The following is a 13,271-nucleotide window of genomic DNA, read 5'->3' on the forward strand; positions in this document are numbered from 1 at the left end:
ATCTAGGCATTTATTTTGGAGTTTAATAAAGAATATATACAAATCGAATTCTTAATAATAATTATAACAATATGAATTTAGAAAAAATACTAGCGATTTCAGGGAAGCCAGGTTTATACGTACTTAAAGTGCAAACTCGTACTGGTTTTGTTGCAGAATCATTAGCGGATGGGAAGAAAATCACGGTAAATTTAAAAAGTAATGTAAGTTTATTATCTGAAATTTCAGTTTATACTTATGAAGGTGAAAAGCCATTAGCAGAAATAATGGACAAGATCGCTGCCAAAGAAAGCAAGGGGCCTTCCATTTCACATAAAGAAGACAATGCTAAGTTAGCTTCTTACTTTAAAGAAGTTTTACCTGATTATGATGAAGAAAGAGTTTATCCGTCAGATATTAAAAAAATAGTAAACTGGTATAATATGCTTCAGGCTAAAGGTTTGGTCGTTGATGAAGAACCAGCCGTTGCCGTTACAGAAGAAACTCCTGTTTTAGAGGATGCTGAAGCTGTTGTCGAAAAACCAAAAAACCAAAAAAAGATTAAGGAATAATACATTCTGAATTTTATAAATAATCCTGTCTTCTATAATTTTAGAAGACAGGATTTCTTATTTTTACGCTCCTGAGGTCAAAGACTGAACTGAAGAGGAAAAATCATATACCATGAATACAAGAGAAACTCAACTTAAGGCTTTTGATAGATTGTTAACTATTATGGATGAGTTGCGAGAGCAATGCCCGTGGGACAAAAAACAAACACTTCAAACTTTACGTCATCTTACCATTGAAGAAACCTATGAGCTAGGGGATGCTATTCTAGATAATGACTTGAATGAAGTGAAAAAGGAATTGGGAGACGTTTTGTTGCATATTGTTTTTTATGCCAAAATAGGAAGTGAAACAGAGGATTTTGATATTGCAGATGTTTGCAATGAGATTTGTGAGAAGTTAATTCACCGCCACCCCCATATATACTCGGATACTGTGGTAAAAGATGAAGAAGAAGTTAAACAGAATTGGGAAAAACTAAAGCTAAAGGAAGGAAGGAAATCCGTGCTGGAAGGAGTTCCCAAAAGCTTACCAGCATTGGTGAAAGCCAGCAGAATACAAGATAAAGTAAAAGGGGTGGGGTTTGACTGGGAAGAGCCACATCAAGTTTGGGATAAAGTACAGGAGGAACTACAGGAACTGCAAGTAGAGGTTGAAGCCGGAAATCAAGATAATATTGAAGCCGAGTTTGGGGACGTTTTATTTTCAATAATTAATTATGCTCGATTTTTAAATGTAAATCCCGAAGATGCTTTGGAACGTACCAATAAAAAATTCATCAAACGCTTTCAATATTTGGAAAGTAAAGCGGGCGAATTGGGGAAACCACTGATGGACATGACTCTTGCCGAGATGGATATTTTTTGGAATGAAGCGAAGCTTCTTGCCAAAAAGCAGGAATAGGAAAATTTCTAATATTCAAATATTCACATTTGAATGAAGTAAAAAAACTGTAATACCATTTTTTATTTTTAAAAGTCAATTTAAATTATATATGTCGGAAATTAAAACGGAGTTAAAACGTTCTTTGGGGTTAATTGATGCTACAAGTTTGGTGGCTGGTTCGATGATTGGTTCTGGTATTTTTATCGTTACCGCTGCTATGGCTCGTGATATTGGTTCTGCAGCCTGGCTTTTGATAATTTGGTTAGTGACTGGTTTGATTACCGTTGCTGCCGCATTAAGTTATGGTGAATTAGCGGGGATGATGCCTAAGGCAGGCGGTCAGTTTGTTTATATTCAGCGTGCCTATGGAAGATTAATTTCGTTTCTGTATGGTTGGACCGTTTTTACCGTTATTCAGACTGGAGTTATTGCTGCGATTGCAGTTACGTTTGCAAGCTATTCTGCTATATTTTTTCCAGTTTTAGACAATACGCTTTTTACCTTGGGAGACAGTTTTGTTTTTCCTAATAGTAAACTTTTGGCTATCGCAAGTATAATTATACTGACGTTCATCAATACTAAGGGAGTGGAAAGTGGGAAGTTGATTCAGTTAATTCTAACATCCGCTAAGTTAATTGCGCTTTTTGCGTTAATTGTTTTTGGTTTGTATGTTGGTTTTCACACAGACGTTCTTTCTAATAATTTTAACAATATGTGGGAAGCCAGTCGCACAGTTTTAAATGGTGATGGCTCAATTACTGTTACAAAGCTAACCGGAATGGCAGTTCTAGGTGCAGCAGGTGCTACAATAATAAACTCTTTGTTTTCGAGCGATGCTTGGAACAATGTTACTTTTATTGCAGGAGAGATTAAGGAACCAAAAAAGAATATACCACGAAGTTTATTTCTGGGTACTTTGATTGTCACCGTTATTTATATCCTGGCTAATTTGGCTTATTTGGCTCTGTTACCCATGCATGGTACTCCAGATGCTGCCGGAATCGCGGGTAACGGAATCATGTTTGCAAGTAATGATCGAGTGGGCGCTGCAGCCGCAGGCATGATTATGGGAAATAGTAGTGTTTTCATTATGGCTGCATTAATTATGGTTTCTACTTTTGGATGCAATAGCGGCCTCATTCTTTCGGGTGGGCGTTTATTTTATGCTATGGCAAAAGATGGACTTTTCTTTAAGCAAGCTAAGATTTTGAATAAAAACCAAGTTCCTGCGAAAGCTTTATGGGTACAATGTGCTTGGGCTTGTGTGCTTTGTGTTTCAGGTAAGTTTGGAGACTTATTAACGTATGCAACTTTTGCATCATTACTGTTTTACATTTTAACAATATTTGGCGTGTTTATATTAAGAAAAAGGGAACCCAATGCCGAAAGGCCGTATCGTGCTTTTGGTTATCCGATTGTGCCAGCACTGTATATAATTGTCACTACCGCAATTTGTATCACATTACTGGTATACGATACTTTAAATACTGGTTTGGGTCTGGGAATTGTAGGCTTGGGAATACCAGTTTACTATTTTATGATGAATAAAAAAGAATAGTAAGAACTTTTATTCGGCTTTTTTTTAACTAATCGATGTTTTTAATTGTAACCTTTTTGCCGACTAATGCTATTAATTCCAAATATTAAAAAGTGAATTACGGAACAATTAAATATTGATTTCCAAAGAGGGACCATAGGTGAAACGCTGTTCTAGCCTTTAGATTTATATAAGTGACTGTCTGTATTATTCAGGAAAAAAAGCTCTGTAGTGATTCACTTCGCAGTACTAGGAGCTCTTTATTAAAAGGCTATCTTTTTTTAATTTGGTACAATTTTCTGATTAACTGTAAGGAAATTATTAGGACCGTATTTCTTTTTTATACCAGTCAATCGTTTAAAATTGTCTTTGTAACTCGCTTATATCCGTTGCATTCCTTCATCCATTATAAAAATTCAGATAGACACCACCAGAAGAAAAAGGGTGCAATGCATCCCAATATTCTCTACACCATTTATTAATTATTTTTGAATAAGAGAGTTTTTCATGATATGTCAATGTTTATTGATTAAAAGTAATTTGATATTATAAAAATTAAAATAATCATACGGAGATGATCATCACAAAAAAAAAGCCTCATTCTGGTTCTAGAATGAGACTTTTATTTATAATGGGTGATTGTTTTACTCTTGCTTTAGATTTCTTAGCTGTTTTAGTTTTTCTTTCCAAACGTCTAAACCTTCTTTATGAATAGCGATGTTTTTTCTAACTTCTAGAACAATTGAATTTTCTTTTTTTGCATTTCTCGTGTTCGTAAAAAATTGAATATTGTTTTCCAATTGGAAAATTTCATTTTTAACTTCATCAATCTTACGCATCAAGAAAATCTTTTCATTTTCTATTTTTCGAGTATCGTTATTCTCGGCTAAATGATCCATTCGATTGGCAAAACGCAACAGGTCTGTGTCTTTTTTGCTCAAGCTCAATTTATCAAAAAGAGCATCTAGGATTTTATTAAATTTCCCTTCAATATGTCTTCTCGGAAAAGGTACTTTTCCAAAATTTTTCCAAGTTTCGATATGCAGCTTTATAGCATCCAAATCAGTTTTATGATCCCCCGTCAATTGGTATTCACGTAAGGTTTCCAAATAGGATTTTTTCCTGTCAAAAGCTTCAATTTCTTCAACGTTGTGTTCGTCTTTTTGCTCTTTCAATTTATTGAAATAATGATTGCAGGCATCCTTAAATTCTTTCCAGATTTTGTCTGAATGTTTCCTTGGGACATGGCCTATTTGTTTCCAATCATCTTGAATTTTCTTCATGATTGTAGTAGTGGCAGCAAAGTCAGTGCTCTCTTGTAATTCTTGTGCTTTGGCCACCAAAGCATTTTTCTTGGTTAAATTCTCATTTTGTTCTCTTTTGATCTCTTTGTAAAACGAATTTTTAAAGGAATTAAAATTCCTGACCGCTAATTTAAATGCGGCCCAAGTTTCTTCATTAACATCTGAAGGCACTTTTCCGGCAGAGAAAAAATCAGTTCTTAACGCTTCTACTTTTTCAATTTGAGCAAGCCATTGTGAATGGGCATTTACTTTTACGGTTGCGAAAACTTCAATTGCGGCAATAATTTCTTTTTTCTTTTCTAAGTTTTCGAGTTCAGTACCTCTTAATTTTTCAAACAAAACTTCACGCTTGTCGTGCATTTTTTTTGTCAAATCGCTAAATTGGTTCCAGATCTCATCGCGGTGTTCTTTAGAAACAGGACCTATGTCCTCTTTCCAGATTCTATGCAGGTCTTGTAATTCTCTAAAGGCTTTATTTACATCCGCTTCATTCACTAATTCCTCAACGCGTGCAACGATTTTTTGCTTTTGCTCTAAATTATGTTTAAAGTCTAGGTCTCTGGCTTCACGATCAAGATGCAAGTAGTCATAGAAATTTTCTACGTGAAAATGATAATTATTCCAGACGTGATTGTATTTGTCTTTGGGTATTGATCCAGCATTTTTCCATCGGTCTCTTAACTCATTAAAATGTTTTAAGGTGTCTTTGATGTTTTCCTGCGGATTGATTAGTTCTTTTAATTCTTCAACAATGGCTAATCTATTTTCTAAATTGGATTTCAAGTTTGTTTGTAAGCTCTTGAAATGGATGTTTTTATTGTCTCTGTAGATAGAGTAAGACTGATCAAACTTTACTTTTAAAGGGAAATGGTATTGAAAATCTTCTGTTGTGTCAGGATTTTCAGTATGGTATTCCTCTTTTTTCTCTTCGATAAAATGACTATATTTTGCTAAAAATGCTTTTTTGATTTCTTCAACATGATCTTTCACTGACATCACCTTGTCGTTTTCAACCAGGATTTGTAGTTCGTCCACAAGTTGTTCCATCGACAACGTATCATAATCTTGCATCGGAATATGATGACGCTCTTTTAGGGTTTCGTCCTCGCTTTCTTCTGCATTGGAATCCTCTATTGAGCTTAACGCTTTCTGATTTACGTTTTCAGTCACGGCATCTATGGGCGCCACTTCTTCCTCAGCTGGCGTTGCACTTTTGTCTTTTACAGGTTCCGTTATTTCATTTTTCGGAGTATCGGAAATCGCTGCGGTTTCTGAGGTTGTTGTCTCAACTTGAACAGATTCGTTTGAATCATGTGCTACATATCCATCTGCTTTTTGCAGGTTGTCATTCTTTTCTTCTAACATTTTTTCAATGTTTAAGGTTTTTATTTTATCGAGAACGAAAGATAGTAAAGGAATCTGAAAATACAAAGTAATTGCCTTATTTATAGTAGTTTTATGTTACTTTTTTGGTTTTTTTGAAGCAATTTCCTGCTATTCGCTGTACCTTTTTTATCTCTTTGGTTAAGATAAAAAAGGATGACGTTGCTATCACGGCTTACTTTTAGTATCTTAATTATGAATTGATTAGCTATTATATGTAAAAAATCCTGTGCTAAATGGAAATACCGGAGTAAAGCCATTTAAAACAGGATTGTATTGAGAAACGTAACTCTTTATTTATTCCAGATTTTCCACGCCTTTTCCGCTTGAAAAACAAGCATATCCAATCCATTTTTGATTTGCGCTCCGCCAGCCTTCGCTTTTTTTAGAAATTGCGTTTCAGCAGGATTATAAATCAAGTCAAAAGCGATATGGTTTGCCGTGAAGTGTTCGTACGGAAGTAAAGGGAATGCCTCTGTATTGGGACTTGTCCCCACAGGAGTGGCATTTATTATAATTTGGTAATTGTCAAAAGTGGTCGCATTGATTCGATCATAGTCAATGGCGTTTTCTTTGGCTTCTCTGGAAACAAAAGTGTATGCAATGTCTAATTCATCTAAGGCAAAAGCAACTCCCTTTGAGGCCCCTCCCGTTCCCAGGATCAGTGCCTTTTTATGATGCGGCTGCAATAAAGGTTCTAGCGCTTTCTTGAAACCGTAGTAATCCGTATTGTAGCCCTTTAGCTTTCCTTTTTTTGTAATTTTAATGGTATTTACAGCTCCAATAAGTGCTGCTTTTTTTGATAATTTATCTAAAAAAGGAAGTACGGCTTGTTTATAGGGAATGGTTACACTCAGTCCTTTTAAATCCGTATTGTTCTCCAGTATCTCAGTAAAAGAGTCAATCTCTTGAATATCAAAATTTTCGTACGTACAACCTTCAAAGTTTTCGTTATTGAATTTATCGGTGAAATAGCCTTTCGAAAAGGAATAGCTAATATTTCGACCTAATAAACCAAAGCGTTTTCTTACTATATCCGACATTTTTATTTTTTATGTTTTGCAATGTAATTCTGAACCATTTTTTTTGTCCAAACTACAGGGAATAAATCTTCAAGAATAATGTAGTTGTCAAAGTTTAAACGCAAGGCGTTGCTCAAATGGAACTTGGCTTTTGTATTGTCTTTAATCATAAAGTACAATCCGGCTAAACGATATTCTATTTCATTTTCTTCAGGGTAATATTCACATGCTTGTAACAAGGTTTGGATAGCGCTTTCAAATTCTCCCAAGAACTGGAGCATATCAACCCAAAATAACCAAGTGTCTAATTCATGATCACCAAATTCCACTGCTTTTCTGAAACCAAATTCGGCTTCCTCAAATAGGTCCATTTTTTTGTTTATCGTAGCATAACGCTTCCAATACAAACGATTTTGATTATCGATTGCTAACGCTTTGTTGACATAAAATAACGCTTTCTGATAGTTTTTTTGACGTATATAAAAATCGGTGATCGCAATCCACCCTTTGTCTAAAAGAGGGTCTTCATGAACAGTCTGATTGAAGAACTTAAGAGCTAAAGCTTTATTGCCTAATTTTTCGTGACATTTACCTATTCGAAGTAAAGCGTAGCTGGTAGCATCGTCTAACTCGATGGTACGGCTGTAACTTTCTATCGCTTCCTCGTATTTATTTAGTCGCTCAAAAGCTTTTGCTTTTTCCATGAACGCGCCAAGGAATTCATCATCGATTAAAGTAGCGTAATCAAAGGCACGGATGGCATTTTCATAATCTTTCACTCCATAATACAAACGGCCCACCTGATGCCAGGCTATTTCGCTGTATGGATTTTTATCGATGTATTTGTTCAAATAGGCAATAGCTTGTAAGTTTTGATCTAAAAACTCAAAACAATAGACCACATTGTATAGTGCCGATTGATCGTCAAGATCTTCTTCAAGGCATTTGATAAAACTCTGTTTTGCCATTTCCAGATTATCCATAAATAGATATTCCATCCCAATTAAATTATACACATCGGCATAATCATCAGTATATTCCAAAGCAGTATTTAGTAATTCAACGGCTTTATCATGTTGGTCTCTTTTCGAGTAGATATTTGCCTTTTGAATAAAAATTTCTTCGTTAGTAGGTTCAATGGCATACAGCTCATTGAGTAATTTCTCAGCTATATCCAGTTTTTCATCATATACGAGCATTTCCACTTGAACAAGCTTCAAGCCGGTTGATTTAGGGTGTTGATCCAGTGCAAGTTTAAGTGCTTTTTTTGCCAGTGCGGCCTTACCCATATCGAGATAATGAAGAATAATTTCTTCAAATTCTTCCGAGTCAAAAAAGAGTACTTTGTTGGTTTTCAACATAGACTCAAATTTTTTAAGCGATAAGTTATAGTCTTCTTCTTCGTTGCTTAATTGCATACTTTGTTTTTTAGAATTTGGCCTACTTAAAATTAGGCATCCTTACTGTTGTTGCGAAGAAAATTCAGAATTGTTGTGAACAATTTAATTAACAAAAAATAATATTTATTAGCTGTTATTATTTGTTAATCAATTTTAGTTGACAAAAGTATTTCATCCATTACTTCTAACATTATTGCGCAACCTTCACGTATTTCGTCGTCTGAAATTGTAAGTGGTGGCGTAATTCTTATGGCACATCCTTCAAATAGTAGCCAGAATAAAATAAGACCTTTATCTTGACATTTTATTATCACTTCATTCGTTATTGCTGCGTTATCTGCCATTGCGGCCAGCATTAACCCTTTTCCTCGCACTTCTAGTATCAAAGGGTGTACCAAAAGTGACTTAAACAGGTTTTCTTTGTCTAAAGTTCTAGGCATCAGGTCGGTTTCGGTAATTTCCTGCAAAGTAGCCAAACAGGCTGACGCAATGACAGGGTGTCCCCCAAAAGTGGTGATATGACCGAGTTTTGGATTATCACTCAATAAATCCATCATTGCTGTTGATGCGGTAAAAGCACCTACTGGCATGCCGCCACCCATTCCTTTTCCCATAACGACAACATCAGGGACAACATCATAATTCTGGAATCCAAAAAGTTTTCCCGTTCTTCCAAAGCCCGGTTGAATTTCATCCAAAATCATAAGGGCGCCTACTTCGGTACAGCGTGCGCGAACTTTTTTTAAAAAATCATTATGCGGTTGGATAAATCCGGCACCACCTTGAATAGTCTCTAAAACGATACCTGCCGTTCTCGTGGTTATTTTAGATAAATCAGCTTCGTTGTTGAAGGTTATAAAATCAACATCAGGAATCAAGGGACGAAAAATCTGTTTGCGCTCTTCAAAACCCATTATACTCAAGGAACCCATGGTGTTACCATGATAGGCATTATGACAAGAAATCAATTGACTTCGACCTGTGACACGTCGAGCCAACTTCAGTGCGCCTTCAATGGCTTCCGTTCCTGAGTTAACTAGATACGTCTTGTCTAAAGGTTCCGGTAATAGTGTTGCTAAAAGTTTGCAATATTCCACGGCCGGACTTTGGGAATATTCCCCGTAAACCATAACATGCGAATATTTGTCCAGTTGATCTTTGATGGCTTGATTTACTCTTGGTGGTTGGTGCCCTAAAGTACAAGCTGATACTCCTGCTACAAAATCCAGGTATTTTTTATTATTTGTATCGTATATATAAGAACCCTTTGCATACGAAATCTCCATACCCAATGGATAGGGAGAAGTTTGTGCTTGGTATTTTAGGAAATCAGTATTCAAAATTATTATTTATTTTATTATTTTACTTTTGCCGCTGGTTTTTTCTTTTTATCGTAGTTTAAGGTTTCCTTTCGGATTGTCATCGGGACATTTTCTTTTGCATCCTCTTTTTCGCCTTCTTTTATCATTTTGTCGTTGAGTTCGTTTTCTTCATCCGAAAACAGATCCTCTTTTGATTTTATCCTTTCTTCACCCCGCCAGACAAGGCCCCTAAGTTTTCTTGCATTTTCCGGCAGCTCTTTTTCAGGATAAATATCACCGTCAATTTGGTTGAAAAAAGTAATCGTCTCCACGGCGTTATTTTCTAAAATAAGATTGATTTTACTACTCACATTTTTATTGATACCAATGAGCTCTTTTGTCTCGTTACGCATATAGTAGAGTACCTCTGCATTTTTTATGATGTCCACTTCATGTAACTTGCCTTCTTTAAACTGCCCGTAGAGATTTTGCCCTTTTACCTGATTGTATCCGGTTCCTAAGGTGTCTTTTGAGACTAGGAAGGTGTTGTTGAGCACCTTGAGCGAATCAAGTTCCTTGGTGGCATTGTTGCCTATCAAATGCATCACATCTCCTGTTATCTGGCTTTCTCCGTTCCACAGTACCGGATTTCCTATGAGTTTAGTTAAAGCTGTTTTTGAACTCGAATGTATCGAATCGCATTTTCCGCTCATGTCTGTTTTGTAAAACCGAACATTGCTATAGGCGCGAATGATTCGGTTGTCTTCTTTACCCGTCACCATTAATTTTTTACCGTGAATGTAAACGGAGTCGTTTTCGACAAAATTCACGGCCACCGCTCTTTTGGTGACAAACATAGAATCCTGTTTTTTATATATTTCGGCATAGTGCCCTTTTACAATTCCGCGATTGACAGAATCCGTGATTTTTACATTACGGGTAGCGGAAGCAAAGTCTTTATTTCGATCATAATACAAACTGTCGCCTTCAATTAATCGATCTTCATATTTTATAAAGGACTTTCTAAGAAAATGCCCGCGATTTTTTTTTGTGTCGTAAAACCCTTTTTCGGTATAGATATAATTTTTCTTACTTGTAATTGTCGATGGTCCAAAAAGATAGGAGTGACCTGAATTCGTGTAATAATCCAAATGATTGGATTTAATCACATAAGTAGGGTTAGTAATCGTAACGGCGGTCAGGAACTGGAATTTTTTTTGATTCACATAATATTTACCGGATTTACTGATCAAGGTATTGTCTTTATTGATAATTGTTCCTTTCGTATTGTAATATACTTCTTGAGTATTTCGATCAAAATTTATGGTATCCGTCGCTAATGTAGCATCTGGAGAACTCATAAAAGCCTCGCCGGAAGCAAAAGCTTTTTTTACATTACCGCTGTACTCTGCGTATTTACTGTTCAGGAACAAGGTATCTCCCTGAACCAATTGTACATTTCCAAAAGCTTTAATGTAATTTTCTTTCTGAAAATAATAAGCCTTATTGCACGTTAGGACAACACCATCATGGTTAACTCGCACGTTTCCGGTAAGTAAAAAGGCATCTGGCATTTCCACCTGATTCACATCTGCAAAATCAGAATGCTCAACAACAATTTTTTTGGGTGCTTGTGCTAAAACGGATTTTGAAATTAGTATTGCCAAACAACAACAGATGAAAAATAAGGACTTCTTCAATGGATTTAATTTTTGTCAAATTTAAGAAAAAGGAAACAATCCTAATCTATATTAGCATTTATTTATAAATTCAAAACCAGTACGCAAGTAAGGTATTTTAATTCGATTGTTAAGTTATAAACAAATAGGTAAACTCTTTCGTTGTAGTGCTTATTTTCTTTGCTTTATTCTTCGTGATTGAAGAAAAGTAGTCCCGAAATTTAAAAAAATAGATTAAATTTAAAAACTAATCAGGTACGTCATTCCTTTTGTGAAAAAGAATGCAAACAGCTATTAACATTAACGATAAATGATAAAGAAAACGATTCTTATTACAGGGATAAGTTTGATACTTTTCACAGCGGCTTGTAAAACTAGGGCTTTAAATTTGCATGCAGAAAAAGAGAACGCCCCCGTTGAAAATAAAATAGTGGTCTATCAGGTTTTCACCCGGTTATTTGGGAATAAAAATACAAATAACAAACCTTGGGGAACCATTGAAGAAAATGGCGTAGGAAAGTTTAATGACTTCACTGATAAGGCACTTGATGAAATCAAGGGTTTGGGTGTCAGCTATATTTGGTATACCGGAGTATTACACCATGCTTTGGTAAGGGATTATACTGCAATTGGTATTTCAAATGACGACCCGGATGTTGTAAAAGGTAGGGCGGGTTCCCCTTATGCAGTCAAGGATTATTACAATGTTAATCCTGATCTGGCCGTTAATCCGGCGCACCGATTAGCAGAATTTGAAGCACTGATTGCGAGAACGCATAAGGCAGGTGTGAAGTTGATAATTGATATTGTACCCAACCATATTGCACGAAAATATGAAGGAAAAAACAATCCTCAAGGAGTCAGGGACTTTGGAGCTGATGACGATGTAACTGTAGCGTATAAAAGAGATAATAACTTCTATTATATTCCGAGTTCCAATTTTGAAGTGCCAGAGACAGGTAAACCTTTGAATGGAGAGGCTAACCCGTTAAGCGACGGTATTTTTACTGAAGTTCCGGCTAAATGGACCGGGAATGGTTCTAAGATGCCAAAACCAGATAAGAACGACTGGTATGAAACAGTAAAAGTGAATTACGGGATACGTCCGGACGGTTCCAAAGATTTTCCGGAGCTCCCTGCAGGGTATGATACATTATCAGTTGCAGAACATTTCGAGTTCTGGAAAGGCAAAAACGTACCCGATTCATGGATAAAATTCAAGGACATTGCGTTGTTTTGGACAGGAAAAGGGGTGGATGGATTTCGTTATGATATGGCCGAAATGGTTCCTTACGAGTTCTGGAGTTACATAAATTCAGCGATAAAGATGCAAAATAAGGATGCTTTTTTATTGGCAGAAGTATACAATCCTAAAGAATATCGCAATTACATTCGGTTAGGGAAAATGGATTATTTGTATGATAAGGTGGAAACCTATGACAAATTGAAAGAAGTGATTCAAGGGAAGTCATTGCCTGACGGGCTTTCAGACATTCAATACGGAATGAAAGATATTGAAAACCATATGTTACAATTTTTAGATAACCATGATGAGCAACGATTGGCCAGTCCAGAATTTGCAGGGACTCCAGAAAAAGGAAAACTTTTAATGGTCGTTTCCACAACAATCAGTTCAGCGCCAACAATGATTTATTTTGGTCAGGAAGTGGGCGAGTCTGGCAATGAAAATGGAGGGTTCGGTACACGCTCTAGAACTTCAATTTTTGATTATGTTGGAGTACCAAGTCATCAGCGCTGGATGAATAACGGTAAATTTGATGGAGGGCAACTAACGGATAAGGAAAAGTCGCTTAGAGATTTTTACAAAAGATTGCTTAATTTTTCGGTCAGCAGTTCAGCATTAATGGGAGAATTTCAAGAAATTCAAACAGTGAACAGGCAATCAACTGTGGGCTTTGACCCCGGTATTTATGCGTTCACACGTTGGTCAGACACTCAAAAATTAATTGTAATCACTAATTTCTCCTGGTGTACCACCAGTACTTTCGAACTTAAAATCCCTTCGGATATCATAGGAAAATGGAATTTAAAGGATGGTAATTATACGATTACGGACCAACTTTACAACAACAGCAAAATACAGATGCAGGTGGTCAATGGAGCAGGAAAAGCGCAAATTAAAATGGCTCCTTCAGAGTCTTTTATTTACCAATTGTAAGCCTTTGTTGAATGAATAGTTTCACATTGTTA

At 36.0% G+C, this 13,271-nt stretch carries 10 protein-coding genes; 4 read left to right on the forward strand and 6 right to left on the reverse strand.

What is annotated here, in order from left to right; genetic code table 11:
• Positions 1-71: 71 nt before the first annotated feature.
• The 3 genes from CXF59_RS00565 (at position 72) to CXF59_RS00575 (ending at position 2,992) form a co-directional block, all read left to right on the forward strand.
• Positions 72-551 (forward strand): DUF5606 domain-containing protein, encoded by a 480-nt coding sequence (locus tag CXF59_RS00565; protein ID WP_101135784.1) that lies wholly within the window; start codon positions 72-74, stop codon positions 549-551.
• Positions 552-663: 112 nt separating this feature from the next.
• Complete coding sequence (gene mazG / locus CXF59_RS00570; protein WP_101135785.1) at positions 664-1,452, forward strand: nucleoside triphosphate pyrophosphohydrolase; 789 nt, start codon at positions 664-666, stop codon at positions 1,450-1,452.
• Between the two features lie 91 nt (positions 1,453-1,543).
• Entirely contained in the window at positions 1,544-2,992 is a 1,449-nt protein-coding gene (locus tag CXF59_RS00575) for an APC family permease (RefSeq protein ID WP_101135786.1), read from the forward strand.
• A 260-nt stretch (positions 2,993-3,252) separates the two neighbouring features.
• Here the strand turns inward: CXF59_RS00575 and CXF59_RS15630 are convergent, their stop codons facing one another.
• From CXF59_RS15630 to CXF59_RS00610, 6 genes are all read right to left on the reverse strand, one after another.
• Entirely contained in the window at positions 3,253-3,324 is a 72-nt protein-coding gene (locus CXF59_RS15630; protein WP_101136108.1) for a hypothetical protein, read from the reverse strand.
• 291 nt (positions 3,325-3,615) lie between these two features.
• Entirely contained in the window at positions 3,616-5,640 is a 2,025-nt protein-coding gene (locus tag CXF59_RS00585; RefSeq protein ID WP_101135787.1) for a DUF349 domain-containing protein, read from the reverse strand.
• Positions 5,641-5,951: 311 nt separating this feature from the next.
• Positions 5,952-6,701 carry a shikimate dehydrogenase gene (locus tag CXF59_RS00595; RefSeq protein ID WP_101135789.1) on the reverse strand — a complete coding sequence of 250 codons (750 nt, stop codon included), beginning with the start codon at positions 6,699-6,701 and terminating at the stop codon, positions 5,952-5,954.
• Positions 6,702-6,703: 2 nt separating this feature from the next.
• Positions 6,704-8,098: a tetratricopeptide repeat protein gene (locus tag CXF59_RS00600; RefSeq protein WP_101135790.1), complete on the reverse strand. Its 1,395-nt coding sequence runs from the start codon at positions 8,096-8,098 to the stop codon at positions 6,704-6,706.
• Positions 8,099-8,223: 125 nt separating this feature from the next.
• Positions 8,224-9,420 (reverse strand): aspartate aminotransferase family protein, encoded by a 1,197-nt coding sequence (locus tag CXF59_RS00605; RefSeq protein ID WP_101135791.1) that lies wholly within the window; start codon positions 9,418-9,420, stop codon positions 8,224-8,226.
• Positions 9,421-9,437: 17 nt separating this feature from the next.
• Positions 9,438-11,048: an OstA-like protein gene (locus CXF59_RS00610; RefSeq protein WP_101135792.1), complete on the reverse strand. Its 1,611-nt coding sequence runs from the start codon at positions 11,046-11,048 to the stop codon at positions 9,438-9,440.
• Between the two features lie 322 nt (positions 11,049-11,370).
• Here CXF59_RS00610 and CXF59_RS00615 point away from each other — a divergent pair, with 322 nt between their 5' ends.
• Entirely contained in the window at positions 11,371-13,239 is a 1,869-nt protein-coding gene (locus CXF59_RS00615) for an alpha-amylase family protein (protein ID WP_101135793.1), read from the forward strand.
• Positions 13,240-13,271: the final 32 nt, after the last annotated feature.

Source organism: Flavobacterium sp. ALD4, from assembly GCF_002836475.1.
Taxonomy (GTDB): domain Bacteria; phylum Bacteroidota; class Bacteroidia; order Flavobacteriales; family Flavobacteriaceae; genus Flavobacterium.

What these genes read in the sequence shown, in the direction of transcription:
- CXF59_RS00615 (WP_101135793.1), top strand. Translation starts at nt 11,371, where the DNA reads ATGATAAAGAAAACGATTCTTATTACAGGGATAAGTTTGATACTTTTC.
- CXF59_RS00565 (WP_101135784.1), top strand. Translation starts at nt 72, where the DNA reads ATGAATTTAGAAAAAATACTAGCGATTTCAGGGAAGCCAGGTTTATAC.
- CXF59_RS00585 (WP_101135787.1), bottom strand. Translation starts at nt 5,640, where the DNA reads ATGTTAGAAGAAAAGAATGACAACCTGCAAAAAGCAGATGGATATGTA.
- CXF59_RS00595 (WP_101135789.1), bottom strand. Translation starts at nt 6,701, where the DNA reads ATGTCGGATATAGTAAGAAAACGCTTTGGTTTATTAGGTCGAAATATT.
- CXF59_RS00575 (WP_101135786.1), top strand. Translation starts at nt 1,544, where the DNA reads ATGTCGGAAATTAAAACGGAGTTAAAACGTTCTTTGGGGTTAATTGAT.
- CXF59_RS00600 (WP_101135790.1), bottom strand. Translation starts at nt 8,098, where the DNA reads ATGCAATTAAGCAACGAAGAAGAAGACTATAACTTATCGCTTAAAAAA.
- mazG (WP_101135785.1), top strand. Translation starts at nt 664, where the DNA reads ATGAATACAAGAGAAACTCAACTTAAGGCTTTTGATAGATTGTTAACT.